The organism is Corynebacterium endometrii (assembly GCF_004795735.1).
GTDB lineage: Bacteria > Actinomycetota > Actinomycetes > Mycobacteriales > Mycobacteriaceae > Corynebacterium > Corynebacterium endometrii.
Genome location: NZ_CP039247.1, coordinates 61,888 through 85,944 on the forward strand (window position 1 = coordinate 61,888; position 24,057 = coordinate 85,944).

General features: G+C 60.2%; 18 protein-coding genes and 1 pseudogene. 16 read left to right on the forward strand and 3 right to left on the reverse strand.

Features of this window, described 5'->3' with window-relative positions; genetic code table 11:
- The first annotated feature begins 379 nt into the window (after positions 1-379).
- From CENDO_RS00285 to CENDO_RS00320, 8 genes are all read left to right on the forward strand, one after another.
- Entirely contained in the window at positions 380-2,782 is a 2,403-nt protein-coding gene (locus CENDO_RS00285; protein ID WP_136140258.1) for a choice-of-anchor M domain-containing protein, read from the forward strand.
- A 43-nt stretch (positions 2,783-2,825) separates the two neighbouring features.
- Entirely contained in the window at positions 2,826-3,845 is a 1,020-nt protein-coding gene (locus CENDO_RS00290) for a choice-of-anchor M domain-containing protein (RefSeq protein WP_136140259.1), read from the forward strand.
- On the forward strand, positions 3,845-5,338 hold the full coding sequence (locus tag CENDO_RS00295) for an anchored repeat ABC transporter, substrate-binding protein (RefSeq protein ID WP_136140260.1): 1,494 nt from the start codon (positions 3,845-3,847) through the stop codon (positions 5,336-5,338). Before CENDO_RS00290 ends, CENDO_RS00295 begins: the two co-directional genes overlap by 1 nt.
- A gap of 25 nt (positions 5,339-5,363) precedes the next feature.
- Positions 5,364-6,239, forward strand: a complete 876-nt coding sequence (locus CENDO_RS00300) for a choice-of-anchor M domain-containing protein (protein ID WP_136140261.1) — start codon at positions 5,364-5,366, stop codon at positions 6,237-6,239.
- Positions 6,232-6,984: an anchored repeat-type ABC transporter ATP-binding subunit gene (locus CENDO_RS00305; protein WP_136140262.1), complete on the forward strand. Its 753-nt coding sequence runs from the start codon at positions 6,232-6,234 to the stop codon at positions 6,982-6,984. The genes CENDO_RS00300 and CENDO_RS00305 overlap by 8 nt, the downstream gene beginning before the upstream one ends.
- Positions 6,978-7,832, forward strand: coding sequence for an anchored repeat-type ABC transporter permease subunit (locus CENDO_RS00310; RefSeq protein WP_136140263.1), 855 nt, complete (start codon positions 6,978-6,980; stop codon positions 7,830-7,832). Before CENDO_RS00305 ends, CENDO_RS00310 begins: the two co-directional genes overlap by 7 nt.
- Entirely contained in the window at positions 7,829-9,082 is a 1,254-nt protein-coding gene (locus CENDO_RS00315; protein ID WP_136140264.1) for a choice-of-anchor M domain-containing protein, read from the forward strand. Before CENDO_RS00310 ends, CENDO_RS00315 begins: the two co-directional genes overlap by 4 nt.
- 643 nt (positions 9,083-9,725) lie before the next feature.
- Positions 9,726-10,241: a phosphoribosyltransferase gene (locus tag CENDO_RS00320; protein WP_136140265.1), complete on the forward strand. Its 516-nt coding sequence runs from the start codon at positions 9,726-9,728 to the stop codon at positions 10,239-10,241.
- A gap of 5 nt (positions 10,242-10,246) precedes the next feature.
- Here CENDO_RS00320 and CENDO_RS00325 read toward each other — a convergent pair whose 3' ends face one another.
- Positions 10,247-11,551: an amino acid permease gene (locus CENDO_RS00325; RefSeq protein WP_136140266.1), complete on the reverse strand. Its 1,305-nt coding sequence runs from the start codon at positions 11,549-11,551 to the stop codon at positions 10,247-10,249.
- A gap of 261 nt (positions 11,552-11,812) precedes the next feature.
- Here CENDO_RS00325 and CENDO_RS00330 point away from each other — a divergent pair, with 261 nt between their 5' ends.
- The 3 genes from CENDO_RS00330 (at position 11,813) to CENDO_RS00340 (ending at position 14,986) form a co-directional block, all read left to right on the forward strand.
- Positions 11,813-12,352: a hypothetical protein gene (locus CENDO_RS00330; protein ID WP_136140267.1), complete on the forward strand. Its 540-nt coding sequence runs from the start codon at positions 11,813-11,815 to the stop codon at positions 12,350-12,352.
- A 111-nt stretch (positions 12,353-12,463) separates the two neighbouring features.
- Positions 12,464-13,030, forward strand: a complete 567-nt coding sequence (locus CENDO_RS00335; protein ID WP_136140268.1) for a CAP domain-containing protein — start codon at positions 12,464-12,466, stop codon at positions 13,028-13,030.
- Between the two features lie 711 nt (positions 13,031-13,741).
- Positions 13,742-14,986: an IS256 family transposase gene (locus CENDO_RS00340; protein WP_136140269.1), complete on the forward strand. Its 1,245-nt coding sequence runs from the start codon at positions 13,742-13,744 to the stop codon at positions 14,984-14,986.
- A gap of 980 nt (positions 14,987-15,966) precedes the next feature.
- Here CENDO_RS00340 and CENDO_RS00345 read toward each other — a convergent pair.
- A complete protein-coding gene (locus CENDO_RS00345) occupies positions 15,967-16,155 on the reverse strand; it encodes a hypothetical protein (RefSeq protein ID WP_136140270.1) in 189 nt (62 codons plus the stop codon).
- A 725-nt stretch (positions 16,156-16,880) separates the two neighbouring features.
- Here CENDO_RS00345 and CENDO_RS00350 point away from each other — a divergent pair.
- The 3 genes and pseudogenes from CENDO_RS00350 to CENDO_RS00360 all read left to right on the forward strand — a co-directional run bounded on the left by CENDO_RS00350 (position 16,881) and on the right by CENDO_RS00360 (position 20,396).
- A complete protein-coding gene (locus tag CENDO_RS00350; RefSeq protein WP_136140271.1) occupies positions 16,881-18,368 on the forward strand; it encodes an APC family permease in 1,488 nt (495 codons plus the stop codon).
- A gap of 200 nt (positions 18,369-18,568) precedes the next feature.
- Entirely contained in the window at positions 18,569-19,084 is a 516-nt protein-coding gene (locus CENDO_RS00355) for a M15 family metallopeptidase (RefSeq protein ID WP_168707145.1), read from the forward strand.
- Positions 19,085-19,183: 99 nt separating this feature from the next.
- Positions 19,184-20,396, forward strand: a pseudogene (locus CENDO_RS00360) (IS3 family transposase).
- A gap of 193 nt (positions 20,397-20,589) precedes the next feature.
- Here CENDO_RS00360 and CENDO_RS00365 read toward each other — a convergent pair.
- Positions 20,590-21,474: a MurR/RpiR family transcriptional regulator gene (locus tag CENDO_RS00365; RefSeq protein WP_136140273.1), complete on the reverse strand. Its 885-nt coding sequence runs from the start codon at positions 21,472-21,474 to the stop codon at positions 20,590-20,592.
- A 118-nt stretch (positions 21,475-21,592) separates the two neighbouring features.
- Here CENDO_RS00365 and murQ point away from each other — a divergent pair, with 118 nt between their 5' ends.
- Together murQ and CENDO_RS00375 are read left to right on the forward strand one after the other, a co-directional pair.
- On the forward strand, positions 21,593-22,504 hold the full coding sequence (gene murQ / locus CENDO_RS00370) for an N-acetylmuramic acid 6-phosphate etherase (protein ID WP_136140274.1): 912 nt from the start codon (positions 21,593-21,595) through the stop codon (positions 22,502-22,504).
- 18 nt (positions 22,505-22,522) lie between these two features.
- The gene (locus CENDO_RS00375) at positions 22,523-24,037 is read left to right on the forward strand and encodes a PTS transporter subunit EIIC (protein ID WP_136140275.1); all 1,515 of its coding nucleotides are present in this window, start codon (positions 22,523-22,525) and stop codon (positions 24,035-24,037) included.
- Positions 24,038-24,057 lie beyond the last annotated feature (20 nt).

The window sequence follows — 24,057 nt, forward strand, 5'->3', positions numbered from 1 at the left end:
CGAAACATTCGCAAAGATGCGCGTGGATTGCGGCGCTTGTCAGCGGCGTTTCTTGCGCCCGCATGTCCATGCCGCCACCTTCCCGCCGTTGCTTATTCCGCATGCGCGGCGGGCCGGGGCGTTCGTGAGCGCTAAGGCCGCGGGGGTAGATGCTTATTGATTAACTATTTCATTAACGCTGGCTGCGAGCCCCTCCGTAACGGGGCGGGGGTGGGCGCTTATTGCTAATGAAAACCATTAGCTATTGTTGTGGCGTCCCGTCCCGCAAGGGAGCCTTCCTGTGGAAACTACATAGCCAATCGCTTACGCCGCGGTGCCCCATGAGCGCCCCTTTAGCGGGACGAGTCCCCACACGCCGTAAGTGAAAGGACCCACACCCGTGAAGCGTTCCGCCATCCGCCCAGCTTCCCCCATCCAGCGCCCACAGGACCCACAGAGCCGCACCCGCATACGCGGTCTCGCCCTGCTGACCACCGCGGCCCTGACCGCGTCCGTCCTGACCCCAGCCGTGGCCCACGCCGGCCCGGACGATGGAAAGGTAGTTGGCACCCAAAAGCACATCGATGCCCCCAAGGCCTACTGGACCGGGGATAATTTCACGCTCAACGCGCTCGCCGATACGCCGCTCGATGACGCCGTGCTGTGGGTAGGCAAGGGCTACAACGGCGGTACGGGGGCCCAGCAGTACCAGTACACGCTGCCAGACAATGATGCGTTCAGCGATGTAGGAACCCCCGGCCAGACCTACTACGCCGCGCCCCGCAACCCGGGCGGGAACCAGGATCCAATCTGGTGGGGCTACGGCGCCGATGCCGGCATTCCCACCGATGACTTCAATCAGGAAGCCGCGTCCATGGACCTGATTGCGGTCGAGGGTCCAGGCGAGGTTGAAATGTTCGCCGACAACGGCGATGTTTCAAGCCTGAAACGCCTGTTGGGCACGGGGGAGAGCTCCCCGAAATCAATCAAGCTCAGCCCAGGGCTGCATACCCATAACACCACCCTGTTTACCAAGCCGGGCCGCTACGTGCTGACCTACCGCTCCACCGCCCGCGGCGAGGACGGCAACTTGATCGCCTCCGAACCGCAGCGCCTCGCGGTGCAGGTCGGCGGCCAGAAGCCGCTCGATGCCCCAACCCAGTCCCTGCAGGAGCGCTATGACGCCGCACCATCCGGGGACGCGGCCGCCGCCGGCTACTCCCTGAGCATCCAGCCAAAGCAGTCCCAGGACAACAGCGGCGATGAACACCTGTCCACCATCGCCTTCAAGGCAGATAAGCCGGTATCCGGCACCCTCACCCTGCTCATTGACGGCTACTTCCTGACCGATCTGCCGGTCGTAGACGGCGAGGCCACCTGGCATGAGTTCTTAGGCCCGCTGGATAGTGACATCCAGGCCGTCTTTACCCCAGAGGCCACCGCCAAGGCCGCCCCGCGCTGGATCTCTGAACCCGTGCATTACCGCGCCGGCGAATCCGTCGGCACCGATTCCACCACGCAGGCCGATTCCTGGGTGGACAACACCGGCACCGAGCGCGCGCTGCAGTCCACCGAAGAGGCGCCGCTCGGCGCGCCGGGAATCACGACCAAGCTGGAGCGCGTCGATGATGAGACGCTTAAGTTTACCGTCGATGCCGAGGACCTGAACTTCAATGGTTTCATCGAGGGCGGTTTCTATGACGCCCCGGAGGTCACGCACGCGACTAAGCCGATTGAGGTCAACGTCCGCAACGGGCACGGCGAGGCGCTGCTGTCTTACAACTCGTGGCTAGAGGGATACACCGTCCGTTACTCCGTCATCCCGCACCCTACATACCGGGCCACCGGGTCCACGGTAACGCTCACGGAATCCTTCGATCCTTTATCGCCGGTGGAAAACACGTCCCAGCTGGCAGCCCTGGGAACCGCCGCCGCGGAGCCACAGCCTGAGGAAACGGCGCCCGATAAGTGCCACGACGCGCTGGTCCTTGACCGCGGGCACATCGATATCAAGGCGACCCTGGACGGGGATCGCTTCCTCACCAGCGTGAAGGATGAGACCGGCATCCATGATTCCGCCAACGTGGATCGCGCCCTGTCCGATGTCCTCATCGCCGTCCGCGACAACGCCCTCAACGAGCGCACCGCCGCAATGTCTGACCCTGAGTTAGACTTCTTGGGCCCGGTGGGGGAGCGCTTCTACCTGCTGCCGCAGGTCCAGAACCGCGACATCATCTGGCCGGGCTACAACACCCAGGGCCTTGACTACAGCAAGTTCAAGGACGAACAGGTAAACCTCAACCTAAAGCCGGTTTCCGTTCCGGACGGCGCTACCTGGGGCATGTTCTTGGACAAAGGCTTGGGCGAATACCAGCAGCTGCTCAACTCCGTGGCAGATGATCACACGGTAGAGACTTCCTTTCCGGCCCACGCCCACGCCAACTGGGCCTTTAGCACGCCGGGTACCTACACCTTTGAGGTCACCTACTCGGCCACCACTACCGAAGGCGAAACCGTCACGTCCGAACCGGAGAACCTGACCTTTGCCGTGGGCAACCTGGCCGTTGGTGACTGCGCCGCGCCCACCGAGCAGCCGGATTCAAACCCGCAGCAGCCCCAGCCCGAGACGCAGCCCGAGACTCAGCCCCAACCGGAGTCCGGCTCCGCGAAGTCCCCGTTCGCCTGGCTGGGCCCGATTCTGGGCGTGGCCGTCATCGGCGCCATCGTGGCCTTCATCAACGCGTCCCAGGGCCCTAACTTCAACCCGGTCGAGGAGCTGCGCCGCCTATTCAACATCCGCTAACCCCGCCCACCGTTTAACCCTCGATTCATAGAAAGCACTCCTCATGGTCTCCCTCGCCCGGTCAAGGTCCCCACGCGCGGCGATCTTGGCAGTCATCGCAACAATCTGTGCGGCTGTAACCCTGACCCTGACCCAGACGCTTGCGCTGAGCCCGGCGCAGGCACAGCAAGTCTTCGATCAGGGGCACGTGGATGCCTTCTATGTCACGGCGGATGACGGGCAGCTGCACCTTAAGCTGAAAGAAGACGTCACGGGCTCCGGCGTCATCCACGCCGGGGGTGACGTGGTGCTCCGCGTCAATCAGTCCGCATGGACGGATACCACGGAAGGCGTGGCCGGCATCGGCGCACCAACCTACTTTTTGCCCCAGACCCAGCGCGCGGACGTGGTGTGGCCGGGCTGGGACACCCAAAACGCCGGCGCCGCGGGCTTTGAGTCCGTGGACTTCCACTTCGAGTCCGTCGACGGGCCGGGCGAGGTCTACATCTTTGAAACCGCCGGCTTTGGGGACATCTACCCCGTGACCAATTCCGGCGCCTTGAGCCTTGGAGCCGGGGAAGTCATCAACCAACCCTATCCGGCCCACCGCCACGTCAACTGGGCCTTTTCCCAGCCCGGCACCTACACCATGACCGTGAGCGCGCATTCTAACGGCCAGGCCTCAGAATCGGTCACCTACACCTGGAGCGTCGGCGACGCCGATGCCCCGGCACCGCAACCGCAAGCCGAAGGCGAAGAGGGCGCGGGCGAGGATAGCCCGGGCCAGGCCGTTTCGCCGCAGGCCCGCGACCGGGGCTCGGCAACCCCATCCGGCTCGGGCCCCACGCCACAGTCCGCGAAGGCGGATAAGTCCGGCCAGCCGCGCGGCGGCAACCAGACCACCAAGGCCCAGGCGCCCAACCAATCGCAGGCGCGGGATGAAGCGCACAGCCCGCAGCAACAACAGGTGGCCGCTACCGGCCACCCCATGCTGACGGTAGGCATCGCGATACTCGGCGTGGGGCTACTAGTCCTGGGCCTGGGCATCGCCCGCTTGGTCGCCTCCCTCACTGAGCGTCGTTGATGCGTACCCACGACCATAGGAAAGCCGCGGGCATCCGGGCGCTCGGCGCGGGACTCGCGGGTATTATCGCCGCGGCCACGCTGAGCGCTTGTGGGAGCGCGGAGCCCGTCAACGAGGAAGAACGCCTGCGCGTGGTGGCCACAACGGGGCTTCTGGCTGACATCGTTGGCAACGTCGCGGGGGAAGACGCGCTTGTCACGGCGCTGATTCCGAACGGCCGGGATCCGCACTCCTTCGAGTCAAGCCTGCGCACCACCCGGGACGTTGCCCATGCCGAGGTCCAATTCGCCAACGGGTTGCTCCTTGAGCCGCACAACCTGCTCGATACCATGCGCGAGGTGGGCCAGAGCCCCGTTATCGAGGTGGCCGATCGGGCCTCCACCGTCGGCGCCGAGCTAATTCCGCTGGTCGAAAACGCGGCCTTAGATGCCGTGTGGTTGGGGCTGCGCGTGACCAACGCGACTAACAGCGAGCCCGTTGACTTCGCGCTTAACCGGGTCGAGGGGCCGGGCGAGGTCAGCGCGTACGTCATGAGCACCTTCGGCGTTCCAACCCCGCTGTTCAACAGCGCGGACGGGGTGGACGCCCAAGACGCCACGTCCCTGCCCGCCAACGCCCACACCCATGTCTCATGGGGCTTTAGCGCGCCGGGCATCTACTCGCTGTACTTCCAGAACCAGGACACGCCGGTCACCATCGCGGTGGGGGTTGCCCCGCCGCCGGGCCGGCAGGTCATTGACTCCGGCCACATCGATATAGCCTCGGACCAGGCCACCGGCGCGGTCCGGCTCGAGGACGGGGAGACGGTGATAGACCCCGCCGAGGCCGTCATCGCCGTGCCATCGACTACCTACCAGCCCATCCCGGCGGACCCGGCGTATCGCTTCCTGGGCGTGCCCGGGCATGAGACTTACCTGCTGCCGCAGGCCGTCCTGGGCAAGCACATCCACGGCGAGGTAGACCCGCACCTGTGGCACAACGTTGCCAATGTCATCGCCTACGTTGACGTCATCGCGGAGGAGCTAGTCAAAGCGGATCCCACCAACGGTGACCGCTACCGGGAGCGGGCGCGCGCCTATCAACAGCGGCTTCGCGAGCTGGACGAGCGCGTGAGAAGGACCATCGAAGGCATCCCGCCCGAGCGCCGGCAGCTGGTCACCACCCACCACGGTTATGCGTACCTGGAGCAGGGCTACGGCATGAAAAGCGCGGGCTTTGTCACGCCCAACCCGGCGGTGGAGCCCAGCCCGCGCGATGTGGTCACGCTCCAACGCACGCTGGAAAACCTGCGGGTCCCCGCGGTGTTTCTAGAGCCCCAGGCCGTGCCCAGCGCCAGCACGCTCACGCAGACCGCCGCCCAACTGGGCGTTGAGGTGTGCACCATCTACGGCGACACGCTCGATGAGCGCGCGCCCACCTACGTCCGGTTCATGGAACACAACGCACGTGAACTAGCCCGGTGCTTAAACCCCACGACCCGATCCCATCCATAATCCGCCACGAGCATAGGAACTAGCAATGAATACACTCACCAAAACTCTTACCGCCGCCTCGACCGCCGCGCTGCTTGCCCTTGCCCCGGCCGCAACGCTTCCCGCACAGGCGGGCGATCTATCGCAGGTGGTCAAGGACGATGAGCGCGTCGCCCCGGAGGGGGAGCGCACCGTCATTGACCAGGGCCACGTTGATTTGGGCTTCGTGCTGACCGAGGACGGACCGCAGCTCCTAGCGCGCGACGATTCCCAGGTACAGCCTGTGTGGCGCAGGCTCGATGACGTGGTCTTCCAGGTCGGCGACTCGGCGCTGCAGGCGCTGCCCGAGAATGACGAATTCGAATTCGTGGGCGCGGGCGCGGGTGACAGCGTCTGGGTAGTCCCGCAGGTGGAGGCGCCGGGCGTGCCGTGGCTGGGATGGAATACCCAATCGCCCACCCTGCAGGATCAGGTGGACCGCGGGGTCACCATGGAAGTCACCGGGCATAGCGGCGACGGTGAGGCCGCCCTGTTCCTCCAGAACGGCGGCCTGGAACCCCCAACCATTCTGTGGTCCACGACCGGCGCCGGCGAGGGCGACTTTTGGGTTGACCTCAACACCCACACCCACGCGAATTGGACCTTCAGCCAGCCGGGCACCCACCTGGTGGAGCTCACCGTGAGCGCCGAACTCGTAGGCGGCGAGACCGTCACCGCCAGCCAGGCGGTCCGTTTCGCCGTGGGGGACTCCGCCTCCACCGATGACGCGTTTGGCGCCTCGCTACCCGCGGACGCCGGGGCGGACTCGGCCGAGCCCGCGTCCGGTGCCCGCCCCGCGCTGTACATCGGCATCGGCGTGGCCGGCCTGGCGCTCCTCGCCCTTGTGCTGTTTCTCACCTTCCGGAGGTCCGGCCGTGACTAGAGCAGTCATCGACGTAGCAAACCTGGGCGTCGCCCTGGCCGGGCGCCGCGTCATAAGCGGCGCGAACCTGACCGTTAACCCCGGGGAGTTCGTGGGGCTTTTAGGTCCCAATGGCGCGGGCAAGACCACGCTCATGCGCGCTGTCCTGGGCCTGGTCCCGTCCACCGGAAACGTGGAGACCCACGGTTACATCGGTTATGTGCCCCAGCGCCATGAGGTTGAGTGGGGCTTTCCCATCAGCGTCCGCGACGCCGTGCTCAATGGGCGCGTGGGGCTTATCGGTTGGCTGCGCCGGCCCAACCGCGGCGATCACGAGGCGGTCGGCCGGGCACTAACCTACGTTGGGCTTTCCGAGCTGGGCAACCGCCCCATCGGCGAACTATCGGGCGGCCAACGCCAGCGCGTGCTCATCGCCCGGGCCCTGGCGACGGAACCTGCCGCATTGCTGCTCGACGAACCATTTACCGGCCTCGACGCCCCGAACGCGGACATCCTGCTGAGGCTTTTCGCCGACCTGGCCGCCGCGGGCACGGCGGTCATCATGTCCACCCACAACCTTTCCGAGGCGGTCCACTCCTGCCCGCGACTCGTTCTAGTCAACGGCGCGCGTGAGGGCGCCATAGTCGCGGACGGCCCCTCCGCGGACCTGCTGGCCGATCCCCAGCCCTGGGTCACGGCGTTTGGGGTTGGCACCGATTCGCCGCTGCTGCGCGCCATAGGCATCCACGAGGGGGCGGCATGCTAGAGGTTTCCTTCCTTCAATTCCTCATGGACCTGGCCAACCCCCAGCTGGTCTTCCTCCTGCGCGCGCTGATTGCCTCCGTCCTGGCGGCCATCGTGTGCGGCGCCGTGGGCTCCTACGTGGTCCTGCGCGGCATGGCCTTTATCGGCGATGCCGTCTCCCACGCGGTCTTTCCCGGCCTGGCCATTGCGTTCGCGCTGCAGGCCTCCGTGCTGCTGGGCGGCGCGGTGGCCGGCGCGGTAGTGGCGGTGCTCATCGCCCTGTTCTCCCAGAAGCGCCACGTGCGCGAGGACTCCATCATCGGCATCTTCTTCGCCGCCGCCTTCGCCCTAGGAATGGTGATGATCTCCCGCGTCGAGGGCTACACCGCGTCCCTGACCAGCTTCCTCTTCGGTTCGCTTACGGGCGTATCGTGGGCCGACCTTGCAACCTCGGTGAGCGTGAGCATCGTAACGCTCATCGCCCTGGCCACGCTGCGCCCGCAGCTTACCGCCGTGTGCCTGGACCGTGAGACCGCCCGCGCCATGGGCCTGCCCATCCTGGCGCTGGACCTTGTCTTATACCTGTGCGTGACCGCCGCCGTTGTCATGTCCGTGGCCACCATTGGAAACGTATTGGTCCTGGCGCTGCTTATCACCCCGGCGGCAACCGCCCGCCTGTTTACCCGCGACCTGCGCACGCTCATGCTGGCCGCGGCGATCCTCGGCGCGGTGGGCAGCTTCCTTGGCATCTACCTTGCCTGGGCCATCGACCTGCCCGCCGGGGCCACCATTGTCCTCACCCTGACGACATTCTTCCTCATCGCGTGGGTCGCCGCGCCCCGCCTCCAACGCCAAAGGATATCCGCATGAAACTCCGTACCATCTCCGCACTGACCGTGGCGCTTGCCTTTGCCCCAATCGCCCCTATGGCTATGGCCCCCGTCGCCGGGGCAACCTGTAGCGCCGTGATCCCCATCTCCGCGGGCCATCAGGACCTAGCCGTCATGGGTGACGCGGCCAGCGTGCGCACCGGCGTCATTGACGATTCAACCGGTTCCAAGCGCACGCTCGATTCCGGCGATGCCGTATTCAGGGTCGCCGATTCCCTGCAGCGGTCCATAACCGCCAGCGGCGATCTGCCCACCAGCGGCTGGGTGCTGCCCCAAATCCAGGACTACTCCGTGCCCTGGGTTGGCTTTTCCACCACCGAGCTAGATCCCAGCCTTCTCTCCGGCCGGCTCGCCAGCCTGACCATGGAGTCCTCAGGCCCGGGCAGGGTAGTGGCCTGGCAGCCCGGCGGCCTTGGCCAGGGGATGACAACCATCTTTGACAGCGACAATCCCTCGCTGACCTGGGAATTGCCCGCCCGTAAACACGCCCACACCGGCTTTATCTTCACCGAACCCGGCGCCTACTGGTTGACGTTTACCTACAGCATTCCGGGCCACGGCTCCCACGATCTCCGCGCGGGGTTCCTGGTCGGCGACGAGACCACGACGGATGAACTGTGCGCCACCGAGTCCGGTTCGCCCGGCGAGTCCACCGGCATTGCGGGAATCGCCACCGAAATTGGGAAATTGGACAAGGCCATCGCCGAGTTGGACAAGGTCGTTGGCGGAACGGCCGTAACCCCAACCAAGCCGTCCGCCGCGCCCGCTAGCCCCCAACCATCCGCGAAGGACGCCAAGGACAACAAAGACACCAAGGACCAGGCGTCCACCCGGGCCCCTAAGCCGTCCAACCCCGGCGGCGAGCCGAAATCCCCAGCCACCGCCCAGCCGGCCCAGGCGCAAGCCCAGGCCCCGGCCGAATCCCGCGGCGCGCTTTCGCAAGCGGCCGGCAATCTATCCTCCGGCGCCCCCGCCTCCACCCCGGGCGCGGCGCCCTCCACCGCCGCCGCGGCAATGCCCCGGCCGGGGCAGGCCGGCGGCATTCGGCCAAGCGATGAGGGCGCGGAATCCGTAGACGTGGAGGCCACCGCGGCCTCGAGTTCCATGGTGAACTTCTGGGGCGGCGTGCTCGCCGGTATCGGCGGCCTGGCCCTGGCGGTGGGCGGCGTCCTGCTAGCCTTCGTCAAGCTCTCCCGGCCCAGCCGTCCGGAGGCAGAGGCCGAGGTCTAGGGCCTCAAGTACGCTGCCCGAGCTAGCCCGGCGCCCGCGCCGCGGCACCAACGCGCCATAACTCCCCCGAATTGGGGTAAATATCGCCGGGTGTCCATCCTTAATCTCTTTCCGGCGGGCCCGCGCACCGGCTTTCAATAACGGGGGCCGGCGGCGCCTTATAGGACGATAAGCTGCGGAAACGCGCTATTCCCATTTCCATTTGTGGGAAGCCCGGACAAATCACCGACGGTTTATAGCCTAGTCAGCGCCGGGATCATAAAAATGATGGCCCCTAGCCCTTGTCGAGGCTTGGAGGGCCTTGCTACATTAGGACGCGTGGAACCCCCACTGCCCACGAACTCAACCCCCCCGAGGTTCGGCGGAGTCCCTCTAGTTCCCCCGAGCTAGAGAGTGACGAGCGGCGGTGGGGTTCCCGTCTTTCTGCCTCAGGCTCGGCCTAGTAATGCCATCAAAGCCCCATTAGTCTCCCGCAGAAACGTGGCGGTACTACGGAGAGGCAACCCAGCTCCAGCGGCCATTCATCTGCATTTTCCCGCGTAGCATGCGGCCGCCCGCGGCCTCCCGGCTTTGATTTACCCGGGGCGGGGCAGCGGGGTTAGACTTGGTGAAATATCCGCGCACGAGCATGTAGGGGAGCGGCATGAGCCAGCCCGATTGGATCCATCCTGACCGTGAAAACTTGACGTGGGAAACCTTTGGCGAGGCCTCCCGCTACCTATCCCAAGCCGTGGTGGACTCCGGCTGGTTCCCGGACCTCATCGTGGGCGTGGCGCGCGGCGGCCTCATCCCGGCCGGTGCCATTGGTTACGCCATCGGGGTTAAGGAAATGGGCGCCATCAATGTGGAGTTCTACACGGACATTGGCGCGACGCTCCCCGAACCGATCATCTTGAACCCGCAGCTGGACGTGGCCTCCCTGGAGGGCAAGAAGGTCCTGGTGGTCGATGACGTGGCTGATTCCGGCAAGACCCTGGATTTGGTGGTCAACCTGTTAAAGGAGACCGCGGCAGAGGTTAAGTCCGCCGTGATTTACACCAAGCCATCCACCATCTTTGAGCCGGACTTTTCCTGGAAGAAGACGGACCAGTGGATTAACTTCGCCTGGTCCGTGCTGCCGGTCATCACCGCCGATGGCTCCTTCAAGGAAGGCGCGTAAAGCCCCTAGAAGAAGCCCACCACGGTGGTGCCCAAAACGACAAGCCCGAAGGCAATGACAATGGCGTTTGTCCACTGGCGCAGCGGCGCCAGGCGCGCGACGGCGTAGATGGTGACCATCGGCAGGATGAACTGGAACAGGGTGATCAGTAATCCGCCGGCCACGGAGATCATGTCAATAATCGCCGGCTCCCAGATGGCCACGGGCCAGGCGATGAGGAAGATGACCAGGTAGGCCACGGCGTGCTTGAGCACCGGCGTGGCGCCGCCGGTGGAGTTTTCGGCGCGGCCCGCGGCGAGGGCGAACATGTGCTGAAGGCCCTCACGGGCGCCGAGGGCCACGCCAATGTAGCTGGAGAAAATCGCGCAGATGGCGATGATTGGGCTGGCGATGGCAAGCAGCGGCGTATCGGTGATGTTGGCGAAGTAGGACAGGATGGGCAGGTTGGCCTCGGCCGCGGCCCGCATCCCGTCCGCGCCCAGGGCCAGCGCGCAGGACCACACGAACAACATGGTGAAGATGGTCAGCAGCGCGGTGGTCAGCATGATGATGGAGCGCTGCTTGCCCTCCGCCTCGGTGGACCCGCGTCCGTAATTGGCCTGCATGGACGCGGCGAACTGGCTGGCGGAACCGATGAAGGTAAAGGAAAAGACCAAAACCGGAAGGATCAGAATCAGGGAGCCCACGAAACCGGATTCCGGTTTGACCTCCATGAACGCGGAGAAATCCCACTGCGGAATGAGGTAGAGGGAAAACGCCGCAAGCGTGATGAGCAGCGGAACCACCGTGACCTGCGCGGCCGCGAGCATGGCCTTCTCACCCAGCGCCAAGGCCAGGGTGGGCAGTCCGATGCACAGGGCGGCCAGCGCCCAGCGCGGGAGTTCAGGCCCGCCCAACTGATTGACGATAAAGCTGCCCACGGTATTGGTGATGGACACCGCGTAGACAAGCAGCACCGGAAAGAGCATCACCAGGTACGCCACGGCGAGGAACGCGCCGGTGCCCCGGCCAAAGTAGCTAGACAGCGCGGCCAGCAGGTCTGAGGACCTCGATGGCGCATGTGTGATGACCCGCACGTACGCCAGGTGGGACAGGTAAGTAATGGGGCCGATGAGCAGAGTAGAAATCAGCAGCGGCCAAAAGCCAAACGCCCCGGCCTGCAGCGGGAGGAACAAAATGCCCGCGCCCACCGCGGTGCCAAACAGTGTGGCGGCCCAGGCAAAGTTGCCGCCGCCCGTCCTTCCCTTGCCGGGCTGGGCTGCGTTGCCTACGGGCTGGTTGGCGGGTGCGGCGTTGGCGGGGGTGCTCATGGTGCGGGCCTCCTAAGCTGTGCGTGGCTCCTATGGCTTGGGATAACTTTCCCACACCGCGGCTTTTCCGCGGGAGTATAACGGGAGTTTTATTCAACAAGCCACAGGCGGTTTCCGCACCCAGCAATGCCGGGGCGGGGGAGCGGACCCGGCGCAAGCCGCACGCGCCTGCCGCCGCGCGGCTACCTATAGACGATTATCTCTAGCCCGTATTTTCGCTTTTGCCCAGCGCGTGTCTGGTTCGCAGTGCATACTGGGCGCATGAAAAAGAAATTCCTTTCCCTATCCGCGGCCTGCATGCTTGCCGCCTCCACGGTAACTTCCCCCGCGATGGCCCAGACCCCTGCGCCCGCGGGCACGACCGTCACCGAAGAAACCCAAGACCCCGCCGGTTCTTCCGACGCTGAGATCGCCGGCCTTGTCATCGGCTCCGTTGCTCTGACCCTGGCCGCCGCTGGCGGTGCCGCCTACTTCGCCATCCAGCAGGGGCTCATCCAGAATCCGTTGCCGGGTATTATCCCGGGCCCGGCTAAGCCAAAGCCGGCGCCGCGCCCGGCACCGCGCTATGGGGCGGCGTGTACCGCAGCGCAGGCCCTGTTGCCCGCCCGCGGTGCCGACGGCAAGTGGCTGACCTGCGTCAACATGGGCCAGGGTGAGTTGCGTTGGGTCTATGGCCCAACGCCGCAGGGGGTGGGCACCGCAACCCCGGGCGGGTACTGCAGCCCGGGTGAGCAGGGTGGCCAGGACTCCCGCGGCCGCCTTATGATGTGCATCAATGAGGCGTGGGTCTACGGGCCATAAAAGTCCTCCATTTCCACGTGGGGGATACTCCCCATAGTCACCGTCCGTGACCTGCGGCAGCGGGATAATTGAGGCAACCCCGTACAACTCCGGATCCCCTAAGGAGCCCCAATGTCCCGCATTCGCCGCGCGCTTATCGCCACAATGACCGCCGCCACCGCTATGACGCTGACCGTGGCGCCGGCCACCGCGCAGAATTCCAACCCGCAGCAGGCTATCACCCGCAACGTCAACGCGGCCGCTGCGGATATTAACCGCCAGGTACAGCAGGTTGCGGCGCTTTCATCGCTGCTAATTCTGGCAGCCGCCAATTCGAACACCGGTGCCCAGCAAAGCACCGCCTCCGACCAGACGGCGGTGCTCAACCGGATCAATGAGTACCGACGCTCCAAGGGGCTTAAGCCATGCACCCCTAGCGCCAAGCTGAACGCCGATTCCACCCGGTGGGCCCAGACCATGAACCGCACCCAACGCTTTGAGCATTCCGGATACCCGGGCGTGGGCGAAAACATCGCCTTTGGCGCATCACCAAGCCGCGCGTTTGATCAGTGGCGCAATTCCCCGGGCCACAACCGCAACATGCTCGATTCCCGCATGCGAACCTGCGGCGTGGGCTTTGCCAAGGGCACCTACCAGGGACACAGTGGCACCTACTCCGTATTCCAGTTCACCATCTAGCCAATAGGGGTGCGGCACCGTGGCGCGCCCATTCAATAAAACCGGCGCCCTTGTTTGCTCTACCTCGACCGCACTGATGCCCTTGCTCAGGCGGGATAGGCGCAGCAGACAAGGGCATCCTTGATTGCCGCTGGCCAAATCATGATCACCATTGACGGAACTCGCGTTTGCGAATCTTAATTACATAGCAGCATAAGGAATATCTACTCTAATTGAAGGCAGTCCCGGTCCTGGCAGGAAACCCAATGCGCTGAAGGAGCATTGAGGGGCTTGAAGTGCAGGAAAGCGCCGAATTCTGAGGCGCGTGTGTGCGAAAATCACCTTGAGAAGTTTGCGGTAGAACTAGTCCCAGGGTTGTGTAAGAAGGGTAAGCGCATTGGAATTCTGGAGTAAAGAATTTTGGGCTTTGATTGTGACTGCCTTGTCTGCTCTTTGGGGGTTCCGAATCTCGTTATACATACGCCGACGAGAATTTGAAGACATTTATATCCAGCGGTATTGGGAAATCTTGAACCGAATCGGGCCTAGGCTCCGAGTGCAGCTGATGATGGGTGAGGATCATATTCTCGATCGCGAAAAAGACGGGGTTGCGTCCGCTAGCGTGGTGTATCTGTAGCCCGCGGTAGGCCTTGTGCCGGTGCACAATGAGGCGACCATCGCGGGTACCTTTCGAATCAACTCTTACCTATCCTCGAAAGGAAGTACCCTGCGATGGCCGCTGACCCCAATCATATCGATCCGACCGCGTATGTCGAAGAGCTACTGACTCAAGCCTCCCCAGACCTGATGCGCCAAATGCTCACTGACTTCATCAACCAGATTCTCTCCGCCCAGGCAGACACCGTCTGCGGGGCAGATTATGCAACAGTCTCGCCGGATCGTACAAACACCCGCAATGGTTACCGTCACCGACAGCTAGATACCCGCGTCGGCAGTATTGATGTGGCAATCCCGAAGCTACGCACCGGCTCATTTTTCCCCGACTGGCTGCTAGAGCGCCGCAGCCGCACCGAACGCGCCCTGACCACAGTTATCGCCACCTGCTACCTCAAGGGGGTCTCCACCCGCAGGATGAACGACCTAGTCGCCACACTCGGTATCAACAACCTATCGAAATCACAGGTCAGCGAGATGGCCAAAGAGCTTGACACGATGGTCGAACAATTCCGTACCAGACCATTGGACCAGGGCCCGTATTACTACCTCTCCTGTGACGCGTTGACGATGAAAGTGCGGGAAGGCGGCCGAGTCGTCAAAGCCAGCGTGCTACTGGCCACAGGTGTCAACGCTGACGGCTACCGCGAACTGCTTGGCATGCAGGTTGCCACCGCGGAATCTACCGCGTCGTGGACGGGTTTCTTCCGCGACCTCATCGCCCGTGGCCTCACCGGGGTATTCCTGGTCACCAGTGATGCCCATCTTGGTATTCAAGCAGCCGTGGGTGATTGCCTGCCGCAGGCTAGTTGGCAGCGGTGCCGCACCCACTTCGCGAAGAACCTATCAGCCAAGGTACCGAAGACCCAGTGGCCGACCCTATCAGCAATGTTTCACACGATCTTCCAGCAACCCGATGCCACCAGCGTGTGGATCCAGGCCAGGGATGTGGTGGAGTTCTGCCAGCACAAGTTCCCGAACGTGGCAGGCTACCTCGAGGAGTGTCTCGACGAGCTGTTGGCGTTTACCGCTGCGCCGAAAGCGGTGTGGAGCAAAATCTGGTCGAATAACCCCACTGAACGGCTCAATAGGGAGATCCGCCGGCGTAGCGATGTCGTAGGAATCTTCCCAAACCGAGACGCTGTTGTGCGCCTTGTTGGGGCGGTTTTGGCCGAACAGCACGATGACTGGATCCAACAGAAGCGTTATATGTCACTGGCCAGCCTGACACAGACCAAAGACATCATCGCCGCTGGGGTCATCGACGAGGACCGCGACAACAACCAGGAAAACGCCGCATGAATACCCTCACCCCACATCCCCGAGACGGCCCCTAAACCACCGCCATGAAACTAACCCCAGATTCGAAATACAGATACACCACTACCCAGGACTTGACCAAAGACGGGGTGAGTGATGAAGAGCTAAAGGCTCTTTGGGACTATCTCCTCTTATGTGAGGACGAAATAGATCTTCGGGCTCAGGGAAATGTCACGGACGAAACGTGGGCGGTATGGAGCAGCTCCATCTGTGATAGCGTCCGCCGCTTTCCTCACCGACCTATGTTTCTTTACATCGAGAAGCAATTTGATGAGCACCCGATTGCAACTAAGCCGGAAGAGCGGCCGTTTCAGCAGCTGCGGAAGGTCTACGCAAATGAGAGCTCAATAGAAGACCCTTGGGCTGAAAGCGGAAGGTGGCGCAACGCTTTTACCAGCTGGTTATCGGGCCGAAGGTACGCGCTGCCTTGGGTCAAAATCAAGGTGTGATTTTACCGGCTTTTAGCTTGGCCTCTTTATTCTGAGTGAAGCGAAAAGGCATGTAGACCGCATCCAGATGCGGTGTCTCGTGGGCGCCCAGAATGACTTTAGCTGCGGTTTGGATTCCACTCGAAGGACTTCAAGAATGTCCTTAAGGCATGGCCTAAAGCGGTGGCCACCGGTTGGGAAATGAAAATCTGACACCAGGGAAACGCGTCCCAAGTAAGTTTTGATGTCTTTGTCCTTTGAATCCCTTATTTTCCTGCTGAAACCGAGTAGATGTGAGAACTCATCTCGGTGTGCGTGAACGTGAAACTGGGAACAAGACCAAGAACGGTATGACCTTCGGCCTTTAGTGGAATAAAGCCTGGGGCGTTGTCTTCTTGCTCAAGTCGAATTGAAACGTAATCGCTAACCTCCGTGTATGCGAAAGTGGGGGAGGTGTTAGTGAACGCCCTGATTGACAGTGATAACTCTTGGTTGAATTCGTCGATGAGCGAAATTAGCTCATTCTCGTGGAGATTAGTCACGGTTCAGAAGCCAGCGAAGCTCGGCGATACGCTCCCAAATGCCCATTTCCTTGGGAGAAAGCTCATAACTGATAGCGCGACGCTCGAATTCCAAAATGTCACCGTCAACGCGGCTTTCGAGGCGTTCAAGTTCTCGCCGGGCTTCTTCTGGTGAATAGCGATGAAGCACAGGTGCGGTCATTGCCTTCTCCTTTCGTATAGGACTATTGTGCAACAGACTTTTGCACTTTTCTAGGACATTTGAGCTATAGGTTACCCCGATTTAGAATACGTGTTCTATTTTTGATAGGACTCCTACTTAGGGATTGGGCCTCTTAGATCCAGCAGCCTTGAAGTCACTTATCCTAAAATAAGACTTTTCCGGATTCTGATTCTCCGGTCCTTCTAGTTGCTAGTTTCGCTTTCCTCATCGCATGTCAGATTAGGAATGCGTTTTGAGCCTGCGAAAAGGAATTCCTTTCCCTGTCTGCGGTCTGTATGCTTGCCGTCTCCACGGCAACTTCCCCCGCGATGGCCCAGCTCTCTGACCCCGCGGGCGAAATGCAGCGCCCCATTGTGTGGAGCAATGCGACCAAGGGTACGGCGGTGGTGGAATAAATAATAGCCTTTTAATTGGCAAGGATGTCTAAGCTTTCAATCCAAGAAGAACCTTTAACTCCAAATCCGGAAATTTTTACTAGATAATTCTGGATATACACGACCTTTCACCCACGCTCAGTCCAAGGCTGCAATGTGACTAAATTGTAACCGGATCAAGATAGATAGATTGCTTCCCGATGCCTATATTTATCTATAAACCATTAGATAATCTTTGGTGCTGGACTAAGAATTCGTCCCGCGAGACTAATGGTTCCACGCACCAATTTCATAACCCCTTTCCTATCTTCACTTCGTTAGGGAGTAACTATGTCGCAGCAGGAACTAAATAAGAGTTTGGGTTACTTCCCGTTGATTGCGCTCGGCGTCTCGGGCGTCGTGGGCTCCGGTTGGATTTACACCAACGGTAGTTTCTTTGCCGATTACGGTGCGGGCGGCATGATCTTCGGCCTGGCTCTGGGGTCCATTTTGGCGGCTTTCGTGGCTCTGGCTTACGCCCAGCTGACGTCGTTGTTCCCGCGTGCTGGCGGTGAGGTAGTCTTTGGCTACACGTTGATGGGCAGGCGCTGGGGATTCTGGGCGGGCTGGCTAATAATTGGCGCCTATGTGTCTTCCCTTGCCTTCTACTTCACCGCATTCGGAAACTTAATGGACCGCGTTTTGCCGTTCATGCATCTAATTCCACTCTACGAAATCGCCGGTGAGCCGGTCACGCTTCCCGTACTGATTTCCGGTGTGATTTTGACGCTGCTTTTCCTAGGGTTGAACTACTTTGGCGTGTCCTTGGGCGGACAATTGCAAGTCCTTTTATTCGCGGCATTGCTGTTTATCGGCTTTTGCCTTGTAGTCGTCGGCTTCACTCAGGGTAGCGTTGATAACTTCTGGCCGGCCTTCACAGATGACCAGAATCCCGTCACTAATATAATCCGTTTCATCGTGCCGGGAATGACTTACATGGCAGGCTTCGGTTTAGTGGCCACCCTGGCAGAAGATGCCAACCTACCGCCCAAGAAGATAGGAAACCTAGTGGTTCTCACCGTCCTGTTGGCCGGCTCCTTTTACTGCATTGTTCTGATGTCATCTGCATGGATTCTGCCGTGGGAGGAAGTTGCTGGCATGGATCAAGGTACTATCTCGGCGTTTACCGAGGCTGGCTTCCCATTGTTGGGTTGGGGCGCATTCGCCATTGCTATTCTTGGTTTGCTGACCTCCTTTCTCGGACTGTACATGGCTACTTCTCGCGTTATCGTGGCAATGGCACGAGTGGAACTGCTGCCTCGCTCTTTAGCCAAGCTGGATCCCAAGCGTGGTACCCCGAAGAACGCGCTGCTCTGCGTGTCCGCGATAACTGTGGCGCTCGGATGGCTAGGGCCGGGTGCGATAGGGTGGTTTTTAGATACCGGCGGTATTTACCTCGGTTTGGTATGGGTCATTGTGGTTCTCGCTCAGGCTCGATTGTTTAAGGTTTTCCCTCACTTGGCGAAGAAAACGCGTGCGGGTTCCCGCTTGTTGCCAACCATTGGTGCGGTGGGCGCGGTCCTGGTCATCCTCTTTGCTCTCTTTCCGGGCTCGCCGAAGTCCCTAATTTGGCCAGCGGAGTACGTGATTTTAGTTTTGTGGTTTGCGCTTGGCATCTTTTTCTACGCCGTCTCTTCAAAGAGAGCCACTATTACCGAGGATCAGGCCTTATATGACCTGCTAGGCGAGTACAAGGACACACTGGAAGAAGTAAAAGTTAATCCTGCTGCGACGGATACCAACTTCTCCACGGGCGACATTAAACCGGACGTATCATGAGGGTCCCTAGTCCGTGGCTGCAGCCCCTCGATTATGATGCGGTCCGCCCGCTTGTGCCTACAGATCTGCCTGCGCTGCCTAAACCGCCGGATGACGGGTTGTTGGCGCGCAAGCCTGTTGCAGAATGTGGGGATTCATTACTATGCCTTCCCGACGACTTGCAGCGTCGCCACGCATATCTAGAGTTGCGGTCACCGCGCATGCCAAAACAGATGTATTCGCGCGGGCAGGTAATTGAGCGCCTACGTGCTGCGGAAGAGACATTACCGGAGCCCTTTCACTTGCTAATCCTCGATACGTGGCGCACGGTGGATGCGCAGCGTGAGCTAACCCGGATTTATTCGAATTATACTTCAGATCTCTGTGCAAGTTACGTGGCAGACGCGGATAATCCTCAGGTTCCCGCACCTCACACTACGGGAGCAGCGGTGGATCTGACGCTTTCCATCGATGGCAAGGGTCTGCCCATGGGTGCTGATTTCGATGAGTTTGGCCCAGCGGCCCATTTCCTTCAATTAGAAGATTTAGCTGCAGACGCGGATCCGTCCCTAGTCCTTGCTCGCGACCTGCGCCGTTTATTAGCGCACACTATGCTGGCGCAAGGGTTTGCTCCTATATTTAGCGAATGGTGGCACTTTTCTTACGGCGATCAACGCTGGGCTGTTTTCTACGATGAGCCCCATGCTAGATACGACATTGTTAATGTCGACAATTAATTCTGCAACCTTGAATTTCGGTGGAGGTCGTTTAGTTGCCAACCGAAAATTGAAGCGTCCTGGGTTTAGTTCCTACCTCAGCTAAGGAAGGATTGAACTATGCCTAGAAAGTATTCCGTCGAGTTCAAGGAGAAGGCGGTCCATCAGATCATCGAAATGGTCCGCCTGGAGTCGTGCTCACGGCGACGCGCTTACGAGGAAGTCGGTGAGCTTCTTAGCGTGTCTCACCATACGTTGCGCGCTTGGTACCGTGACAGCGCTTCAGTACGCGATAATTCTGATGCTTCAGGCGGCGAAACAATGGAAGAAGAACTCAGGCGTCTGCGGCGGGAAAACCGCGAGTTTAAACGAGCCAACGGAATCCTCAAAACTGCCTCGGCTTTTTTCGCGGCGGAACTCGACCGACCCACGACCAAATGATCTCCTACATCGACGCGTACAAGGATCAGTTTGGGGCCCGTGGCCATCTGCCGAGTCCTTAAACAAGCAGATCGTGGATTCATTACTTCACGCGGCTACCGCAAAGCCACCACACGTGTTCCCAGCGCAAGGGCTTTAAGCGATAGCCTGCTCATCCCAGAGATACAGCGTGTGCATGCGCAGAATTTCTCGGTCTACGGCATCCGCACAATGTGGCACGCGATGAACCATGAAGGCTTTCATATCGGCCGCGACAAGACCGCACGTCTGATGAAACTCGCTGGCGTTTCTGGCCGCAGACGTGGGCGAACACCACTAACAACGATCAGCCCGAAGACACCGGATCATCGCCGGGGACCTTGTGCGCCGAAACTTCCGTGCGCAGGCACCAGGCAGGCTTTGGGTTGCCGACATTACCTACGTTCGCACCCTGTCAGGATTCGCCTATACCGCGTTTGTCGTGGATGTATTTAGCCGAAAAATTGTTGGTGTCGCTACACGCTCGACGATGCGCACCGACGCGCTGTCGATGGAGGCTTTGGAGCATGCGTTAACGACTGCAGGACGAATCCATGGAAACCAGCTAATTCACCACAGCGATCGGGACAGCCAGTATGTGTCACTGAAGTATTCCACTGCGCTAGCTGAGTCAAAAATCCGCCCGAGTGTGGGAACAGTCGGCGATTGTTACGACAATGCACTAGCCGAAACAGTCAACGGTCTCTACAAGGCGGAACTGATTCATGCCCAGGGCCCGTGGACGTCGGTCGGAGAAGTTGAATTGGCGACCTTGCGGTGGGTGCATTGGTGGAACACTAAGCGAATTCATCAAGCATTGGACTACGCCACCCCACAGGAAATAGAAACCGAGCCCATCAACACAGGGCCGTAAAAGAAGCGGAACTAAACCCAGGACGCTTCAGCTATTGTTTCAGATGGCAGTACAAAGGAAACCGTGCGTATTGCGGGATACGAAGATGGTCAGGGGATTCAGATTGGTGACAGTGTGAATAGACTTCCGGAGCCGGACGAGTTTGGCGCGGAATATTCTTTTTAGAGAGAAGTCACTTCAGCTCTCAAGGTGCCTAGAGCTTGTGTGGATCCGTCGCCGCGCGGGTCTTTTCAAGTGCCTCGCTCAGGTCGGTAAACATCAGCTGGGCTACTCTGGCAAAGATGATGTCCGCAATGACGAACTGAGCCATGCGGCTTGCAAGGGCTGCGGCTCGTAACTCCACTTCGTGGGCGTGGATTTTGAGGGTGATGTCGGCAGAGGCGGCAGCGGGGGAGTCGCCACTGCCGGTTATGGCCACGGAGACTGCACCGTTAGTTTTGGCCAAGCGTAAGCCCTCGATGACTTCCTGTGTGTGACCACTAAACGATAGGCCAATCACAGCGGTTTTTGGATATGCCATTGCTGCATTGACTAGCTGCATGTGGGTGTCCGGATTGTAAATGCAGTCCACGCCAATGCGCTGCAATTTCTGTACTAAATCGTTGGCCACAAGCCCACTAGCACCCACGCCCATGAGCACGAGTCGGCGATGCTTGGCTATCGCTTGGGCAACAGTATCCAAGGCTTCAAGGTCAAGACTCCGGGCGGTTTGCTCAATAGAGCGGGCTTCATGGAAGGCAATTTTTCCAGCCAGGTCAGCTAGTGTGTCTTCCTCCGTAATGCCACCTGTGGCTATGCCTGATGTTAGTCCAGTGGCGCGCATATCCGCTTCGCGCACTGAGGTTGCCTTAATGAGTCCGCGCTTGAAACTCGCAAAGTTTGAAAAGCCCAAGGACTTGGACAGTCGGGTAATCGTTGCAGTTGACGATTGGGCTTTTTGGGCCAATTCAACTGAAGTTGCATGGGCTGCCCATAGCGGATCGCTGATAACCGCTTTCGCAACACGCGCCTCAGATTTAGGCATGGAGCTTAGCTGTTCGTGGAGGCGCGATAGAAGATCTGAATTGTTCGGGCTCACGGTGATGATTATGCCAAAAGCGGAGTGCTTCTGAAACTGAAATCTGAAAATCCCTTACGGAACTATATAGGGTTTGGTAATTTCTTTCATGAGGGCTATCTAGTTGATAGGAGTTTCCATGAACGGCCAAACCATCACCGTAGGAACAACTGAGCAGAGAAATCCAGCATCACGCAATCTCGATGAACTTGATGCGCTTGGCATCGTCACCCTTATGAACAGGGCGGACCATGAAGTGCCGGAAGCAATTGAAAAAGTCCTTCCCGTTATCGCGCAAGCGGTGGACGTTATTGTGGGCAAGCTAGAACAGGGGGGCCGGCTGATTTATATGGGAGCGGGAACCTCGGGCAGATTAGGCGTGCTGGACGCCGCCGAATGCCCACCGACATTTCGCACGGACCCATCCATGGTTGTAGGCCTGCTAGCTGGCGGCCACGGAGCGATGTTCAAAGCCGTAGAGGGCGCCGAGGATTCCGCGGAACTAGGTGAAAAAGACTTAGCTGAAATAGAACTCAGCGAAAAAGACGTGGTGGTGGGAATCGCCGCGTCCGGCCGTACGCCGTACGTAATTGGTGGATTGAAATACGCTAAGCGGGTTCGGGCTGCAACCATCGCCGTCGCCTGCAATGAAGGCTCAAAGATTGGCGCTGAGGCGGATCTCGCCATCGAAGTGGTAGCGGGACCAGAAGTGCTTACTGGTTCCAGCCGTCTGAAGGCTGGAACTAGTCAAAAGCTGGTCCTCAACATGCTGTCTACTGCCACGATGGTGCGCCTAGGCAAGGTGTACCAGAACCTCATGGTGGATGTTGCGCCCACGAACTCCAAACTCATTGACCGTGCAGCACGCATAGTCATGGAGGCAACCGGTGTGGAACGCCAACCGGCTGAAAAAGCACTGGAAGCATCTGATTACCACGCGAAAACCGCCATAGTCATGATTCTTGGCGATATGGACGCGGACAGTGCCCGTAAACGACTAGAAGAAACCGGCGGCTTTGTCCGTACGGCCATCGAACCCACGGATAAGTAACGAAGGTAAGGAACCGTCATGAACTACGCAGAACTAGGGCAAGAGATTCAGTCCCTAGTGGGTGGATCCAATAATGTGGATTCATTCACTAACTGTATGACCCGCCTGCGTCTCAATCTGAAAGATCCGTCGCTAGCGGATGCCGAAGCCATCAAACAGCTTGATGGTGTCATGGGTGTTGTCGAAGGTGAACAGCTCCAAGTCGTTGTGGGCGTGGGGCACGCAGAGCGCCTGCGCCAGGAATACGAAAAGATTCATGGCAATGATGGTGGGGGTGCTGCTGGCGGGGCTGGTGCTGCTGTTGAGTCGCGGGATATTGCTGCGGATACTCGCAAGAACGTCAAATCGAAGCAGACGACCAAGATCCAGCGCATGTTCCAGCACGTCGGCAACATCTTTGTGCCGGTCATTCCGGGCTTTATCTCTTGCGGCATCATCCTGGCGATCGCCAACCTGCTGAAGATGGTGAATCCTGACATTGCCACGCACCCATGGTTCGGCGTGCTGGCCGGCATTGGTGGCATCTTCATTGGTGCGCTGCACTTTATCGTCGGCCACAACACTGCCAAGGAATTCGGCGGCACCCCAGTGCTGGGCTTTATCGCCGGTGGCCTGCCATACATGACCGCGCTGGCCGGAATCCCTGCCGCTGACGGCGTCGACGCGCAGCCGGTGTCCATTCCAATCTTCGGCGACCTGGCGCCCGGCCTGGGCGGCATCATCGGTGTGCTCATTACCGCATGGTTCTTCACCGTCATCGAAAAGCGCGTCCGCAAGGTCACGCCAGCAGCGCTGGACCTGTTCATTGTTCCAGTCGTGACCCTAGCGATTGGCGCAGCATTCTGCCTGTTTATCATCATGCCGATTTCGTCCCTGCTGATGAAGGGCCTGACCTGGCTGCTGGTCGACTTCGCCCTGCAGACCGGCGGCGTCATCGGAGGCTTCATCATGGCGACATTCTTCCTCCCAATGGTGATGCTGGGCATCCACCAGGGCCTGACCCCAATTCACGCGCAGCTGATTTCCGACCACGGTTTTACCGAACTGCTGCCAATCCTGGCCATGGGCGGCGCCGCCCAGGTCGGCATGGCAATCGCCGTGTTCCTGCGCACCGATAATCCAAAGCTGAAGACCGCGATTAAGTCCGCATTCCCAATCGGCGTGCTGGGTATTGGTGAGCCTTTGATTTACGGTGTGTCCCTGCCAATGTTCCGCCCATTCATCACCGCATGTATCGGTGGTGGCTTTGGCGGCGCCTTCATCGCGTGGGGCATGCAGCAAGCTGGTCTATTCGGCGCGGGCACGTTCGGCCTGTCCGGCCTGCTGATGATTCCAGTGATTACCGCTGGCCAGTGGCTGTGGTACCTGGGCGGCTGGGCAATCGCCGTGGTCGCCGGTGCGCTCATCACCTACTTCTTTGGCTACCGCAAGGAAGACGCCGACCGCGTCTACGGAACCCCGGAAGAGCAGGCAGCTGAGGCTACTGCCGCCGGTGACTCCGCCGCGGAAGCGTTGGCGAAGGGGAAGGCGTAGGTTCTTCTAGTGCGCTTTAG